19 protein-coding genes and 2 pseudogenes are annotated in these 15,177 nt (G+C 37.9%); 19 read left to right on the top strand and 2 right to left on the bottom strand.

Annotated elements, in window-relative coordinates; all coding sequences use genetic code 11:
• The first annotated feature begins 9 nt into the window (after positions 1 to 9).
• Together ABCM67_RS00710 and ABCM67_RS00705 are read left to right on the top strand one after the other, a co-directional pair.
• Positions 10 to 330, top strand: coding sequence for a rhodanese-like domain-containing protein (locus tag ABCM67_RS00710; RefSeq protein WP_015524982.1), 321 nt, complete (start codon positions 10 to 12; stop codon positions 328 to 330).
• A gap of 1 nt (position 331) precedes the next feature.
• Positions 332 to 2,023 carry an FAD-dependent oxidoreductase gene (locus tag ABCM67_RS00705; protein WP_092072197.1) on the top strand — a complete coding sequence of 564 codons (1,692 nt, stop codon included), beginning with the start codon at positions 332 to 334 and terminating at the stop codon, positions 2,021 to 2,023.
• 111 nt (positions 2,024 to 2,134) lie between these two features.
• Here ABCM67_RS00705 and ABCM67_RS00700 read toward each other — a convergent pair whose 3' ends face one another.
• Complete coding sequence (locus ABCM67_RS00700) at positions 2,135 to 2,818, bottom strand: Crp/Fnr family transcriptional regulator (RefSeq protein WP_147603551.1); 684 nt, start codon at positions 2,816 to 2,818, stop codon at positions 2,135 to 2,137.
• Positions 2,819 to 2,984: 166 nt separating this feature from the next.
• Here ABCM67_RS00700 and ABCM67_RS00695 point away from each other — a divergent pair, with 166 nt between their 5' ends.
• The 15 genes and pseudogenes from ABCM67_RS00695 (at position 2,985) to galT (ending at position 12,351) form a co-directional block, all read left to right on the top strand.
• Positions 2,985 to 3,308 carry a thioredoxin family protein gene (locus ABCM67_RS00695; RefSeq protein ID WP_015524989.1) on the top strand — a complete coding sequence of 108 codons (324 nt, stop codon included), beginning with the start codon at positions 2,985 to 2,987 and terminating at the stop codon, positions 3,306 to 3,308.
• A gap of 15 nt (positions 3,309 to 3,323) precedes the next feature.
• Positions 3,324 to 4,247 carry a thioredoxin-disulfide reductase gene (gene trxB / locus ABCM67_RS00690; protein WP_015524990.1) on the top strand — a complete coding sequence of 308 codons (924 nt, stop codon included), beginning with the start codon at positions 3,324 to 3,326 and terminating at the stop codon, positions 4,245 to 4,247.
• Between the two features lie 559 nt (positions 4,248 to 4,806).
• Positions 4,807 to 5,769 carry a S1 RNA-binding domain-containing protein gene (locus tag ABCM67_RS00685; RefSeq protein WP_110925766.1) on the top strand — a complete coding sequence of 321 codons (963 nt, stop codon included), beginning with the start codon at positions 4,807 to 4,809 and terminating at the stop codon, positions 5,767 to 5,769.
• A gap of 91 nt (positions 5,770 to 5,860) precedes the next feature.
• Complete coding sequence (locus ABCM67_RS00680; RefSeq protein ID WP_055066318.1) at positions 5,861 to 6,313, top strand: zinc-finger-containing protein; 453 nt, start codon at positions 5,861 to 5,863, stop codon at positions 6,311 to 6,313.
• An 18-nt stretch (positions 6,314 to 6,331) separates the two neighbouring features.
• Positions 6,332 to 6,472, top strand: coding sequence for a hypothetical protein (locus ABCM67_RS00675; protein WP_161208826.1), 141 nt, complete (start codon positions 6,332 to 6,334; stop codon positions 6,470 to 6,472).
• Positions 6,448 to 6,891 (top strand): annotated as a pseudogene (locus ABCM67_RS00670) (ABC transporter permease); the annotation flags it as partial. The gene ABCM67_RS00675 and the pseudogene ABCM67_RS00670, both read left to right, overlap by 25 nt.
• 348 nt (positions 6,892 to 7,239) lie before the next feature.
• Positions 7,240 to 7,572, top strand: coding sequence for a DUF3784 domain-containing protein (locus ABCM67_RS00665; protein WP_180211298.1), 333 nt, complete (start codon positions 7,240 to 7,242; stop codon positions 7,570 to 7,572).
• 447 nt (positions 7,573 to 8,019) lie between these two features.
• Positions 8,020 to 8,250 carry a hypothetical protein gene (locus ABCM67_RS00660; RefSeq protein ID WP_129974476.1) on the top strand — a complete coding sequence of 77 codons (231 nt, stop codon included), beginning with the start codon at positions 8,020 to 8,022 and terminating at the stop codon, positions 8,248 to 8,250.
• Entirely contained in the window at positions 8,238 to 8,570 is a 333-nt protein-coding gene (locus tag ABCM67_RS00655; RefSeq protein ID WP_015524994.1) for a DUF1648 domain-containing protein, read from the top strand. The genes ABCM67_RS00660 and ABCM67_RS00655 overlap by 13 nt, the downstream gene beginning before the upstream one ends.
• Before the next feature lie 92 nt (positions 8,571 to 8,662).
• Positions 8,663 to 9,043: a DUF4825 domain-containing protein gene (locus ABCM67_RS00650; RefSeq protein ID WP_092072171.1), complete on the top strand. Its 381-nt coding sequence runs from the start codon at positions 8,663 to 8,665 to the stop codon at positions 9,041 to 9,043.
• An 80-nt stretch (positions 9,044 to 9,123) separates the two neighbouring features.
• The gene (locus tag ABCM67_RS00645; RefSeq protein WP_055056113.1) at positions 9,124 to 9,318 is read left to right on the top strand and encodes a zinc ribbon domain-containing protein; all 195 of its coding nucleotides are present in this window, start codon (positions 9,124 to 9,126) and stop codon (positions 9,316 to 9,318) included.
• A 61-nt stretch (positions 9,319 to 9,379) separates the two neighbouring features.
• Complete coding sequence (locus ABCM67_RS00640) at positions 9,380 to 9,859, top strand: hypothetical protein (protein WP_092072167.1); 480 nt, start codon at positions 9,380 to 9,382, stop codon at positions 9,857 to 9,859.
• Positions 9,860 to 10,336: 477 nt separating this feature from the next.
• The gene (locus ABCM67_RS00635) at positions 10,337 to 10,516 is read left to right on the top strand and encodes a helix-turn-helix domain-containing protein (protein ID WP_092072164.1); all 180 of its coding nucleotides are present in this window, start codon (positions 10,337 to 10,339) and stop codon (positions 10,514 to 10,516) included.
• Between the two features lies 1 nt (position 10,517).
• Positions 10,518 to 10,868, top strand: coding sequence for a DUF2500 domain-containing protein (locus tag ABCM67_RS00630; RefSeq protein WP_158526443.1), 351 nt, complete (start codon positions 10,518 to 10,520; stop codon positions 10,866 to 10,868).
• A pseudogene (gene galT / locus ABCM67_RS00625) lies at positions 10,862 to 12,351 on the top strand (UDP-glucose--hexose-1-phosphate uridylyltransferase). The gene ABCM67_RS00630 and the pseudogene galT overlap by 7 nt, the downstream one beginning before the upstream one ends.
• Positions 12,352 to 12,459: 108 nt before the next feature.
• Here galT and ABCM67_RS00620 read toward each other — a convergent pair.
• Positions 12,460 to 12,873: a hypothetical protein gene (locus ABCM67_RS00620; RefSeq protein ID WP_092072158.1), complete on the bottom strand. Its 414-nt coding sequence runs from the start codon at positions 12,871 to 12,873 to the stop codon at positions 12,460 to 12,462.
• 530 nt (positions 12,874 to 13,403) lie between these two features.
• Between ABCM67_RS00620 and ABCM67_RS00615 the strand changes: the two genes are divergently transcribed.
• Together ABCM67_RS00615 and ABCM67_RS00610 are read left to right on the top strand one after the other, a co-directional pair.
• Positions 13,404 to 14,852 carry a L,D-transpeptidase family protein gene (locus tag ABCM67_RS00615; protein WP_342992417.1) on the top strand — a complete coding sequence of 483 codons (1,449 nt, stop codon included), beginning with the start codon at positions 13,404 to 13,406 and terminating at the stop codon, positions 14,850 to 14,852.
• A gap of 97 nt (positions 14,853 to 14,949) precedes the next feature.
• On the top strand, positions 14,950 to 15,132 hold the full coding sequence (locus ABCM67_RS00610; RefSeq protein ID WP_173775443.1) for a hypothetical protein: 183 nt from the start codon (positions 14,950 to 14,952) through the stop codon (positions 15,130 to 15,132).
• Positions 15,133 to 15,177 lie beyond the last annotated feature (45 nt).

The following is a 15,177-nucleotide window of genomic DNA, read 5'->3' as shown; positions in this document are numbered from 1 at the left end:
GGTGTGCTAATGGGATTTTTTGATCTCTTTAAACAGTCGAATATTAATCAAGGCATAGAAGAATATAAAAGGACTGATGATGCAGTTCTGCTGGATGTACGTACACCGCAGGAATATCAGGAAGGACATATACCAGAAAGTAAAAATGTGCCGTTGCAGCAACTTGACAATATTGCTTCTGTAGCGAAGAATAAGGATATCCCACTGTTTGTATACTGTTATTCCGGTTCACGAAGCCGCCAGGCAACTGGGATACTGCAACGAATGGGATATTCTAAAGTAAATAATATCGGTGGCATTGTAGCTTACTCAGGAAAGGTGGAAAAATAAGATGAAGGTAATAATTGTAGGAGGTGTAGCCGGAGGAGCTACAGCCGCAGCAAGAATACGCAGACTGAATGAACATGCTGAAATTACTGTGTTTGAAAGATCCGGATACATATCCTATGCAAATTGTGGACTTCCATATTATATTGGAGACGTGATCACAGACCCGGAAGAACTTACACTACAGACACCAGAGAGTTTTTTTAAACGCTTCCGTATTAACATGAAAATTCATCATGAAGTTATCTCCATACATCCGGAACGTAAAACGGTTTCAGTGAAAAATTTAGAGAATGGTGAGATATTTGAAGAAAAATATGATAAGCTGATCCTCTCTCCAGGTGCAAAGCCAACACAGCCGAGACTTCCCGGAGTAGGTATTGATAAACTTTTTACACTTCGTACTGTAGAAGACACTTTTCGGATAAAGGAATATATAAATAAGAATCATCCAAAATCGGCTGTATTGGCAGGTGGTGGTTTTATTGGTCTGGAACTGGCAGAAAATTTAAGGGAGCTTGGCATGGATGTTACGATTGTCCAGCGGCCTAAGCAGCTGATGAACCCTTTTGACCCGGATATGGCATCCATGATCCATAATGAAATGAGAAAACATGGGATAAAACTGGTACTGGGCTATACAGTAGAAGGATTTAAAGAAAAAGACACCGGAGTGGAGGTCCTGTTGAAAGATAATCCATCCCTTCAGGCTGATATGGTAGTTCTGGCAATCGGAGTCACACCAGACACAGTATTAGCAAAAGAAGCCGGTCTGGAACTTGGCATCAAGGAAAGTATTGTAGTGAATGACAGAATGGAAACTTCTGTACCGGATATTTATGCTGCAGGTGATGCAGTTCAGGTAAAACATTATGTTACGGGTAATGATGCGCTGATTTCTTTGGCAGGACCAGCCAATAAACAGGGCAGAATCATCGCTGATAATATTTGTGGCGGTGATAGTCGTTACCTGGGCAGTCAGGGAAGCTCCGTTATAAAAGTGTTTGATATGACAGCAGCCACTACAGGTATCAATGAAACCAATGCCAAAAAGTCAGGATTAGAGGTAGATACAGTAATTCTTTCTCCTATGAGTCATGCCGGTTACTATCCTGGTGGAAAAGTGATGACCATGAAGGTGGTTTTTGAAAAAGAGACCTATCGTTTGCTTGGTGCTCAGATTATTGGATATGAAGGAGTTGATAAACGTATTGATGTGCTGGCAACAGCAATTCATGCAGGGCTGAAGGCAACCCAGCTGAAGGATTTGGATCTCGCATATGCACCGCCTTATTCCTCTGCCAAGGATCCTGTAAATATGGCAGGATTCATGATAGACAATATAGCAAAAGGTACCTTAAAACAATGGCATCTGGAAGATATGGATAAGATTTCTAGAGATAAAAGTGTTGTGTTGCTGGATGTGAGAACTGTAGGTGAATTTAACAGGGGGCATATGGATGGATTCAAAAACATTCCTGTAGATGAACTAAGGGAACGTATCAATGAAATTGAGAAGGGAAAGCCCGTTTACCTGATATGCCAGAGTGGGCTACGCAGTTATATTGCAAGCCGTATTTTGGAAGGAAATGGATATGAAACATACAACTTTTCAGGTGGATTCCGCTTTTATGATGCAGTGGCTAATGACCATGCACTGATTGAAAGATCATATGCATGTGGTATGGATTATTAGAAATAAATAAAATATTTTTATAGTTTGATTGTAGTATAAAAAGATCCCCCATTTATTAGAATGACTTTCATAATTCTGATAAATGGAGGATTCTTTAGAGAAAAAAACGTTTTATGATCTTTGTAGTGTTTCCAGTCTTTTCGAATCAAGGATTGCTATTTTGCCGCGAGAGAGTCTGACGAGTCCTTCGCCTTGAAAGTATCGAAGCATTCGAGTGATAACTTCCCTGTGGGAACCAAGATGGTTTGCGATAGTTTCGTGAGTGATTTTCAGTTCATTTGTTCCTTCAATGGATGTTTCTTCTAAAAGAAATGAAGCAACACGCTTATCCAAACTCTTCCACATAATCTGTTCAATCAGCCACATGACATCAGAAAAACGGGTAGCCATTAACTCATTGGTATAGTTTGCGACAGGAGCAGATTCTTTCATGATGCCCTTATAGATTTCAGCAGGGATGATCCAAAGATCCGTATCTTTTTCTGCTTCAATGGTTACTTCAAATTGAATAGACCGCATGATACATGAGGCGGATAAAAGACACATATCCATATCGAACAGACGGTAAAGTGTAATCTCCCGTCCTTCATCTGAAAGTATGTAAGTTCGAAGCTGCCCGGATTTAACCAGTAATAATCCAGTACAGTCCAGGTTTCCATTGTGAATGATCGTTCCTTTTTTTACATCCCGTGTGATTAAATTGTCTGAAATTAGTTTTTTCTGTGCTGTATTTAAGTCATTCCATAGTGGAAAACAATTTTCGAAGTTCATAACCGTTATCTCCTTTACGAACATAGTATACTTGCTTTTTTTAGATGCGTCAATTATATAACTGGCATATGCCATAAATAGAAATAAAAAGAAGTGTAATAAAGTAAATTATCTTTTCTGTGATATCATCACGGAAGCAAGCACTTATTTGGGGTATATTAAGTTCAAATAGGAGAAGGAGTTGAAAAATATGACATCTATAAATATAAATAAAGAAAAGTTTGGACAATTAATTCATAAGGAAAAACCGGTTTTGGTTGATTTCTGGGCACCTTGGTGTGGTTATTGCCGTAGAATTGGAGCAGCTTATGAAAAAATAAGTGAAGAATACAGCGATATTCTTGTTGCTGGAAAAGTAAATATTGATGAAGAACCGCAGATTGCAGAAGCTGAAAAGATTGAGGTGATTCCTACGCTGGTTTTATATCGAAATGGAAAGGCAATAGATTCTATTGTTGCACCTGAATCAAAAATAATGATAGAGAATTTTATTAATGAAGCATTGGAAAAATAAAAGGAGGACTGCTGTATGAATGAAAATCATGTTTACGATATGATTATCGTAGGGGGAGGACCTGGAGGGTATACTTCAGCATTATACGCAGCCAGAGCAGGACTTGATACAATTGTTATAGAAAAATTATCTGCAGGTGGTCAGATGTCATTGACCTGGCAGATTGATAACTATCCTGGTTTTGAAAATGGAATTGACGGATTTTCATTGGCAGAGAAAATGCAAAAACAGGCGGAAAAATTTGATGCTAAAAGTGAATATGCTGAAGTTTATAATATGGATTTAACAGGAAAGCTTAAGAGAGTAGAAACTAGTTCGGGAATTTATATTGGGAAAACAGTAGTGATTGCTACTGGAGCAAATCCAAGAGAACTTGGCCTTGCTAAAGAAAAAGAATTGATAGGTCATGGGGTTGCTTATTGTGCCTCCTGTGATGGTATGTTTTATAAAGATAAGATCGTGGTGGTTGTTGGTGGTGGAAATTCTGCTGTATCAGATGCTGTTCTTTTAAGTCGAATTGCTAAGAAAGTCATCATTGTTCATCGAAGAGATACATTACGTGCAACGAAAATCTACCATGACCAGCTGATGAAAACTGAAAATATAGAGTTTCGATGGAACAATACAGTAAATGAACTGATTTATGGAGAACGATTGACTGGTGTGCGGTTGAAAGATACAGTTACAGGAGAAGAAAACATTATAGAATGTGACGGCCTGTTTGTGAGTATAGGAAGAAAACCGACAACAGATTTTTTAGATAATCAGATAGAACTGGATAATAAAGGATATATTGTGGCAGGTGAAAACACTGAAACGAGTATTCCGGGTGTTTATGCTGTAGGAGATGTCAGAACAAAGTTACTTCGTCAGATAGTAACAGCAGTGGCAGATGGTGCTATGGCAGTACATATGGCAGAAGAGTATGTGGAGAAATAACAATCAGAATTTAATTGTTTAAGAAATTGTTCTTTGGTTAATGGCATTTTTATGTATCCTCTAGTTTTACTAAAATTCAATATGTATTATGTATATAAATAACAGATAATCAGGTATTATCCTTCAGCTATTTGAAAAAATATATATCTACTGCAACTGTTCCGTAATATCTATAGTTTAAAAATGTACAAGAAGGTCGGTTGTCTTATTGGGGACGATTAAGAGGAAGAAATAAACACTATATAATGAAACAATTACATATGAGATGGAATTTTCTATAAGGACACAGGAATCTGGCAGTTCTTAGTGTTACCAAATCCTTCTGTCGTACAGGCTTCATAAAAGGAACTAATATGCGACACTATTGCAATCGAGGTAATATTGACATAGAATTCCATGTATTATAGAATGGTATCTGTAAAAAGAAGGCATGAAGAAAGCAGCTTTAAACGGGCTGCTTTTTTTGTGTCTTCTTTTGTCTTTCCTGAGTGCCGGAGGAAAAGGAGTTTTCTGGATGGAGCAGAGAAGACGAAAAATAAATAAGAACAGGAGGAAGTATATGGAGGATACCAAAAAAACAGTTTTGGCGGGAAACGGGGAAAAAGATGTTCCGCGTGCGGTCTACGATGGTGTTTTGACAATCGATGTAGACGCGCAGGTTGAAAGCATGGAGGAACAGGAAGAAGCCAGATGGCATCAGCTTTTGAATGCACATCGTACCAGAAAGATCCTGACGGGCCAGCTTGGGGGCATTGAAAAACTGGAGAGTGGATGGATGGTTGCTGTTACATACTTTAATGGTTTCCGGATCATTATCCCAATGAATGAAATGATGATCAACCTTCAGGGAGACGGGCGTGAAAACGCGGATACCTTAAACCGTCAGGTCCGTATTGCTAACAACATGCTCGGCTGTGATATTGATTTCATCATCAAAGATCTGGATAACAAGAGCCGGAGCGTTGTAGCATCCAGAAAAGATGCAATGCTTAAAAAGAGACAGACTTTTTACCTTGGGGAAGATACAGAAAAACCAATGCTCTATGAAGGCAGGATCGTAGAAGCAAGGGTGATCGCGGTAGCTCCCAAAGCAGTCCGCCTGGAAGTCTTTGGTGTAGAAGTATCTGTCCGGGCCAGAGACATGGCCTGGGAGTGGATGGTAGATGCCGGAGAAAAATTCCAGGTAGGTGATCTGGTGCTGGTCATGGTCAATAAGGTGGAAGCAAGCTCTGTTGACCAGATCATTATAGAAGTGGATGCAAAGAGTCCGACAGCCAATATCAATAAAGATAACCTCCGGAAATGCCATAAACAGGGAAAATATACAGGGATCATTACGGAAGTCTATAAGGGAACCTATTTTATCCGCCTTGATATCGGAGTCAATGCCGTGGCACATTCCTGCAATATGTCCGCACTTCCGGGAAAGAAAGATAAGATCGGATTTGTGGTGACCCGCATCAACGACAACTATGAAGTGGCAGAAGGCATTATCACAAGGCTTATCAAAAGAGCTTCCTGAAAATGTTTTTATGATTTTCAAAGAATTCTGTTGACACAGAAAAAGGGATTTCTTTAACATCGGAGATAAAGATGGAAAGGAGTGACGTCAGATGGCAAAAAAGAAGAAAAAACAGATGCGGGAAACCTTGTACTGTCCATATTGCAAAAGACCCGGGGTACTTAGGCCGGCAGCCTATGTCTATGGGGATAACAACCTGGATCCGGAGAAATACCTGTATGTATGCAGCGGCTATCCTTCCTGTGATTCATACATTGGGGCACACAAAAAAAGTATGCGTCCCATGGGAACCATGGCTGACAGCAATCTGCGTAATAAGCGGATCGAAGCACACAGAGCTTTGGATGCAATCTGGAAAAATGGTTATATGACCAAACACAGCACATATATCTGGCTTCAGAACCGTTTGAATCTCCGGGAAAAGGACACACATATCGGGAAATTTTCTTATTACCTGTGTGAACAGACCATCCGGGAATGTACAGACTATATAAAAAGCCGAGAGGAAAAAAAGAAATCCCCGGATAAAATAAGCGTGGCATGACGGAAAGGATGGATGCCCTTGAGACTACAGGCGACAGAAGATGATGTATATCATCTGATGGACCTTAAAGAACAGTATTTTATTATGACAGCAATATGCAGTGTGGCAGAGGGAATCAGCGCATACTTTTTCATGCAGCGTTCGGGACGGATTGCTTAAAAACATCGTTTCAGATGCGATACTCTATCATTAACCTGCCAAACATCAATCTGGGGCAGTTACAGATAATTCTCGCAGCAGTGGGCTTACTTTCTGTATTAGCAACGGTTAGCTGTACGTTGTTCCTGTCTGCAAAATGTAAAGACACATTGACAGTTTTGCTGATCTCTATTGTAGTTCTTCTCATGCCGCTTTTTGCTTATGTGGCGATGGGAGCAACATGGCTCTCTACCATACTTCCATCTGCCGGAATTGATTTGAAGAACATTTTCCTTTCTCAGCTTGCAGATTTCAATTATCTGAATATCGGTGGAATGAGTTTCTGGACACCGCAGATTATTTTGCTTTCGGCAGGAATTGAATTATTTGTGTTTATATTCTTGGCAATTCATTCCTATTGCAGACATCAGGTAGCATAAAAGAAGTTCAAAATAGAATGAATTGGTTATCTGCCGCATGACGGTAAAAGAAAAAAATCCGCCGTTTCTTTGTGGCAACACAGACCTATGATGAATTTTCCGGAAATATTGTAGCTAATAGCATTGTTTATGCGTTGGAAATATCTGAAAAATTGATGATAGTAGAAATATAATATTAAAATAAAAAATAATATAAAAAATTGTTTTACTATAGAGAAATATATAGTATAATACAACCATAAGAAGTGATAAAAAAATAACAAGTTGACCTAGCCAAACATAATAAGTTTTACTGTTGTGTTTGGCTTTTTTTATTTGATAGCCAGAGCGGGAAGTGAGGTGTCTGCAATGATAATCTGTGTTATCTTTGATTTGGGAATGGCAGTGATTATGTTTTTATTCGGAATCTGCTTTGTAAAATCAAATGGAAAGGCCGCTGCATTTTTGTCTGGCTATAATATGAAATCTAAGGAAGAACGAAAACAGTATGATGAAAAAGAAATGTGCAGAGTATATGGAAATCGGATGATGTGGATGGCACTGCCATTTGTAGTCGGTGCAGCCATAGATTTATTATACAGTGGAATCGGGTGTTTTGCAGCGTGTGTAATATGGACCTTTCAATTTGTTTTATTGATGAAAGAACGTATGAAACGAGAAAAAATAGAAAAGAACATTTAGGCAAAAATTATATGCGAAAGAAGATATACAAGCTATCCAGGAACAGGATAATACTCGGTAACAAGAGGAACTTTAACTACTTAAAGGAGATGACGTGAATATGAGATGTCCATATTGTGAAGGAAAAATGCGCAAGGGTCAGTTGCATGCGGTTGGTGCAGGGGCAGGACTGGAGTGGAAAGAAGGCTCTGAGAGTTTGCGGTTAAATACGGATCCAGAGTTGGCAGCAAGGATATCTGGAGACCGCATAGCTGCCTATAATTGTGATTTCTGCAGAAAGATTATTGTTTCTTACGAATATTGAGATTTTCAATTCTTTAAATTGTAATGACCGTAACGGGAAAGGATAAAATAGAGATAATAGAAAAAGATCCAGAGGGCGAGGAAGGCCGGATAAAAGTTAATTTAAGTTTCCTACAAATGTGTCATTATTTGCAGATTGTTGAGTTGATCGTGGAATTAGGCCCAGAGGAACAGGAAGACTGGACATTTGGCTCTCTCGTATATGAGGAAGAAAAGTATTCTATTGGAATTCCTACGGTTTTGTATAAGGAACTTCTGCCAATAGCAGAAGGTAAGGAAGAAAATTTACTGGAAAAACTTCTTGAAAAAATTTCTTCTAAGGAAACATATTTACTAGATATCGTTCCAGATGAGGCACTGTTATGGATGGTATAAGCAGCAGGAAATTAACATGGGGAATTTGCATCGCTGGCATTGCGATTGCAATAATAAGCTTCTTTTTCTTACCGGAGATTATTCCCGTTCACTTTGCTGGGAATGGAGTCGCAGATGACTTTGGCAATAAGATAGAAATTTTTTTAATGCCGATACTCCTTCTGACTGTTACAATCTTGAGTGGTATAAAAAGTATAAAGTATGTTCTGATGCATTCGAAGACTTGGCTAACAGTTGGTCAATATAACCTGATGATTGATTGTGTTTTAGGAATTATTTTGATTGCAGAAATTTTTATGATTTATGCTTCGTTTGTTTAAAGGCTGATCTATAAATAAAGAAGCAAATATATGGCAGTTTCTGGTTCATTGGGCAGGCTGTTTTATATCAAAGTGTGAAGAGGAGCTGGTTCATGATGAAAAAAGTAATTCCAATTATTTTATTTACGGTATCAGCAATATTGCTTTCTGCATGTGGCAGAAAAGAAGAACTGTACGAGATTCCTAACCTGTCACAGTACAAGACAGATTATGTAGGAGATTCTTCGAATGTTATAAATATTGTAAGTGGGCAAGAGTATCAGGAAGGATATTCTTATGATAGCATACAGATACAGTCTGAAACGAAGCCTTATGGATTAACAGTATTTCTAAAAGTTGAGCCGTCTGCAGTTAAGATTGAAGATGAATTGCAAGTTAATGCGGATATGACATTTGATTTGATTGGTAATTTGGAAACGCTTGATTATAAAATAGCGGATAGTAAGGAAATCATTGCATCGTATGAACGGTAGATCATTCAGTGGTTAATATTTTGTCTGCTATTATATAGTAAGAAAAATAGGAAAGCGAAACATATATTTGGAGGACAGCAATGAGAAAATGTGAAAAGTGTGGAACAGTCATGAGAGCGGATTTAAGACTTAAAGTTAATGGCGGTGGCTATGGGATCGTTGTAGATGTAGATGAAAAACAAAAAACGACAACTATAGATGATGTTAAAGTTGCAGTCTGTCCAGAGTGTGGACATACAGAAATGTATTTAGAGGATTTAACTAAATTGAAGTAAAATTAGATATGATTGAAACAGGATAAAAAATTTTGATGGAATGCTTGTGGAGAAAATAAATATGAAAAAACTTAATTATACAGAAGATTTATTGAGAGTTATCTTCTTTTGGATAGGAATATTCTTTCTTGTTTCCGGTGTCTTAAGTTTTCTTGGGATATTAAAACCAGCAGTAAACTCAGGCATTCAGAATCCAGACATGTTGGGAACTGTGTTTTCTATAACGGGAGTGCTTATGTGTATAATAAGTGCTGCTCTTGGAATTTATACTGCAAAGCTTGATAAATTACATTTACAATTAATCGAAAATGGTACAAAAGTGAAGGGCTTGGTAGAAAAAGTATATTTGCAAAAATACACAAGATATAGAAGACAGATTCCATACAGGATTTTATATAGTTTTACATATCATGATAAAGTGTATTATCATAAAAGCCGTTTGGTATGGGAAAAGCCGGATCTTAAGAAAGGCGACTTGATTACCGTATATGTAAATAATCTTGGTAAATCAACAGTTTATAATTGCAATGAAGCGGTCTGATATCTAGCCTCTATATTTCGGAAAAATACTGCACGATCTGTGGTTTACAGAAGAGCAGCTTCAAAGAATGCTGAGTATGAAAAATGCAACTCCATCAGATGTATGGAAATTCAGAGATTATTAATTGGACAAATCAAAAAACTTGGTAAGAGTATTTTCATAATTCTGTTCAATTTTGTCTATGTTTTCGAGAATCCTGTTCATGTACAAATGCAACTAAATTAGAGTATAATAAGGGAAACCATTGAAACTGGGTTTCCGTATTGGACATTCCTGTGATGGCAGGAATGTCCTTTACATATAGCGGTAAATTCTGAAGTAGTTGGCATAGAAGTTCATGAGGTAGTTGACGTATGCTTTAAATCTTTTCATTTCGTTTTCCTCCTTTCTTTATCTTACAAGCACATTATAATATCAGAAGACGTATATTACTTGCCAAATGGGAAGAAAAAGTAGACAAAACTTGCAGGAGATTAATTGGAATGTACTGGTAAGAGCATCACAGACATTTGCCTGGATGCAGGAGTTGAGAGCCAAAGGACATTTAACAGGGTATTTCGTGAAAGATATAAAGTAACGTCAAGGGAATACCGGAATCTTTATCATGAACAATATATAAGTCAGACCCAGGATGAAATATCTGGAATGGAGAAATAGGATGGCATTTATAATCTGTATAGCAGCACTCATAATCATGATGTTTGTATTTACCAAAATGTTGTTAAGTTTTGGCAATAACAGCAGTGCGGCAGTTGAATCTGTTGATGCGACTGTAGTTGAAAAGAAGCAAGGAATCTATACCCATATGCAGTCTGAATCACATGTACCTTGGTTTCGCGTTGTATTTGAGATGACAGATGGAAGTTTGATGGAATTTCAAATGCAACAGGGAGATTTTCGTGAATTGGAAAAAGGCGATCGAGGTATGCTGACTTATCAGGGAAATCGGTATATATGTTACCAAAAATATAAATTTAAAAGTGAAGCACAGGAGGAAGAAAAATGTTAAGTGAAAGCATTGCAAAACTGGTACAGTATGGGATTACAACAGGTCTGACACCAGAATGTGAAAGAAATTACACAACAAATCTTCTGCTGGACGTTTTTCATGAGGATGACTATGAGAAACCGGACAGCATTGAGGAACCTGTTAATCTTGAAGCAACATTGGGCGAATTGCTGGACGAAGCTGTAAAAAGAGGACTGATCGAAGACAGTATTGTATACCGGGATCTATTTGATACCAGATTAATGAACTGTCTGATGCCGCGTCCGGGCCAGGTGCAAAAAGAATTCTGGGATAAATATAAAGAAAGCCCAAAGGAAGCAACTGATTATTTTATAAACTGAGTCAGGATAGCAATTATATCCGCAGATATCGCGTAGAGAAGGATCAAAAGTGGAAGGTAGACAGTCCATACGGTGAGATTGATATTACCATTAATTTGTCCAAACCGGAAAAAGATCCAAAAGCAATTGCCGCGGCAAGGAATGTAAAATCCGGAAGCTATCCGAAATGTCTTCTTTGCCCGGAAAATGAAAGATATGCGGGACGTGTTAATCATCCGGCAAGGCAGAACCACAGGATTATTCCGATCATGATCAATGATACTCCTTGGGGCTTCCAGTATTCTCCGTATGTGTATTACAATGAGCATTGTATTGTATTTAACTGCCAGCATACTCCAATGAAAATCGAGAGAAATGCATTCATTAAACTGTTTGATTTTGTAAAACTGTTTCCGCATTATTTCCTTGGATCTAATGCAGACCTGCCGATCGTAGGTGGTTCGATCCTAAGCCATGATCATTTCCAGGGTGGACATTATACATTTGCAATGGCAAAAGCACCAATTGAGCAGCATGTAATACTTCCGGGATTTGAAGATGTAGAGGCTGGAATTGTAAAATGGCCATTATCTGTGCTTCGTATTCGACATAAAGATTCCAACCGTTTGGTAGATCTGGCAACACATGTGCTGGAAGTATGGAGAGGCTATACCGATGAAAAAGCATTTATTTATGCTGAGACCAATGGAGAACCACATAATACAATTACACCAATTGCACGTAAAGTAGGTGATACCTACGAACTGGATCTGACATTAAGGAACAACATCACAACAGAAGAACATCCGCTGGGAGTGTACCATCCGCATGCAGAATATCATCATATTAAGAAAGAAAATATCGGTCTGATCGAAGTTATGGGACTTGCAGTTCTTCCGGTCAGATTAAAAGGTGAGATGGAACTTTTGGAAGAGTATATTCTCGAAGGCAAAGATATTTCTTCAAATGAACAGATTGAGAAACATGCAGAGTGGGTTAAGAAGTTTCTTCCGAAATATCCGGAAATCACAAAAGAAAACATCCATGGCATTCTTCAGAAAGAGATTGGAATCGTATTTACCCATGTTCTGGAAGATGCAGGAGTATACAAATGTACGACCGAGGGAAGAGAAGCATTCATGCGTTTTCTTGAAACATTATAAAAACTGAAATAAAAGGATTTTTGGGAAAATGGGAGGTAAGTGAAACCTCCCATTTTTTAAAAGGAAGATGATGAAAATAGAATATTTTTTATAAGGTGTGAAACCTTCCTAGGCTTTTCTTTTGGATGTAAGAAGAAGTAGCAGTGGAACAAAAATAAAGATCCTCCATAGTGCAGGAATGGTGATATTGTTTCGGAATGCAAATGCACTGCCAGAAGAATCTGCCGGTATGTAAATGCGAAGATCTACAGTACAGGATGAACTTTCATCTCGTATATCTAAAGGAAACTGAGAATGATATACTTTGCCTTCATGGCTGAATTTAACAGGCAGTGCCCAGTAATAATGACGCGGACTACCAAAATTATAAAGATAATATCCGTCTGCTTTGATTAAATTTGGATTTTCATGGTAAAGAAAATAGTTTTTATTGGCATAAAAGAATGTCCCGCCCATTAATAGAAGCCAGATCAGCACCAGTGCAGCTTTATTCAAAAAAGGACTATCAAATACTCTTTTCAAAAAATCCCCTCCTGTTAGATAAGGACATTTTATCAAATGAACCAGGAAAATTCGATAGAAAGAAAAAATTTATTATTATGAGAACCGATTTGCTTGTATCTGCATCTAATTAGTGTAAAACAAACACGTGTACAATCCGGCCGGACAGAAGGAGAAAACAGAGAAGCGATTTTGTATAGAAGAAAATAAGTGAGATCTGATTAGGTGCTGTCATGAATCAGTCTAGGATGAAACATCCCTGACCGGTCATGTCAGCCCCTTTTTTCCTGTTTTCAGGGTTCTGTTCACAGAGAAAAAGAAAAGTGTCTGAAAATACCCAAAAAGTGCTAAATATGAGATAAATGATGATGCGGTGTTTCTATCCGTAAAAAAACAGCGGAAAATGTTTTGTAGAAATCAGCTTACTGTTTGTAAAAGAAAATGTTTTTTCCAGCAGCCTTGGTTATTTTTTATTAAATCGGAGATATTAAAATCAGACGATTTAAAAAATTTGTCTGAATGCTGTTTATCGTTAAAAACAGGGGGCATGGATGGGAAAAAGAAAAGAGATAACCAGTAAGGATAATGGAAAGCAAAAAATGTGGATAATAATCACTGTCATCATAGTGTTCTTTGCTATGGCTGGCTATGCAGGAATGTCTTATTACTATTCAGACAGATTTTTTCGGGGAACAACGATCAATGGAATTAACTGTTCTGGAAAAACATCGGAAGAGGCAGAACAGGCGGTTGCTAAAAAAGCAGAGGACTATCTGCTGGAAGTAAAGGCAAGAAATCTGAAATCACAGAGTATCAATGGAAAATTGATCGGATATCGTTATGTTTCGGATGGCAGTATTTCCCAATATCTGGATGAACAAAAACCATATAAATGGGTTCGGGGATTTTGGAAAAAACAAAATTATACAGCCAAGGAAAATATGACCTATGATAAAGTGAAGTTAAAAAAACAGCTGGAAAAACTGGAATGTGTAAAAAAAGAGAATCAGACAGCACCAGAAGATGCTTATGTAGCTTATAAAGATTCGAAGTTTGAAATCGTACCGGAAACGGAAGGGAATACCATGGATTTCAATGGAGCTTATCAGGCACTGTCAGAAGCGGTTACTGACAAAAAAAGAACCATTGATCTGAATAGTTGTCCGGCTGTTTATGTAAAAGCAGCAGTACTGAAAGATGATCCAGATCTTAAAAATTCATTGGAAGAATGCCAAAATCTGATCCGGACCAAAATCGTATATATATTTGGAGAAGAAACGGTAACATTGGAGGGAGACGAGATCAGAAACTGGCTTATTTTTGATGAAAGAGGAAAGCTGCAAAAAAATGAGGATGAACTGAGACAGTGTGTGGCAGAATATGTGGCACAGCTGGCTGCCACACATGATACCGTAAATACAGAGAGGGAATTTTGTACAACAAGCGGACGTACTGTTCAGGTGTATAGTTCCGTTTATGGATGGAAGATCGATCAGGAAAAGGAAATAGAAACCATTATGCAGGAAATGATTGCAGGAGTACAGATAAACCGGGAACCGGTATACGCTATGCGGGCAAATGCACGGGGAATGAATGATATAGGCAGCACGTATATTGAAGTGGACCTGTCTGCACAGCATTTATATTACTATCAGGATGGTTCGATCATTTTGGAATCGGATATTGTGTCAGGAGATATGCAGTATGCAGAACGGCAGACACCATCGGGAATTTTTCAACTGTATTACAAGAAAAGTCCATCTGTGCTGAAAGGAAAAATGTTGGAAAATGGGAAATATGAATATGAAAGACCAGTAACTTACTGGATGCCTTTTAATGGGGGGATTGGATTTCATGATGCTTCATGGCAGCCATACTTTGGAGGAAATCGTTTCCGAGAAGGTGGTGGATCCCATGGATGCATTAATCTTCCGGCGGACAAAGCGGCAGAACTTTATAATAGGATAGACGAAAGTGTGCCGATTGTCTGTTTTTATTAAAAATGGGCAGGATATATAGCTTCATATAGAGATTTGTTTATAAAATGGAAGATCTTAATTGGTCTTCTGTTTTTTTATAATTATCAGCAATAATTTTATGGAAGAAAAGTGTATATGTTCCGTCCAGATATGGAAAGAAGTCTTTGACTATTTTGACCGGGAATCGAAAAAAATCGAGATAAATGAGAACTATTCGATTGATGAAGATGCAAAGGAAACCTTGCAGGAGAAGAACAAGAGGATGCTGGTTACAGAAGCAAAACGAATGGCAGTGTATTAAAATTAGGTGGATGTAATTGAGGAAAAAATATGATATCATGTTAGT

This window comes from Blautia sp. 2227st1_G12_2227SCRN_220401 (assembly GCF_039062885.1).
Lineage (GTDB): Bacteria > Bacillota > Clostridia > Lachnospirales > Lachnospiraceae > Blautia_A > Blautia_A fusiformis.
This window is presented reverse-complemented; position numbering and strand designations above follow the sequence as displayed.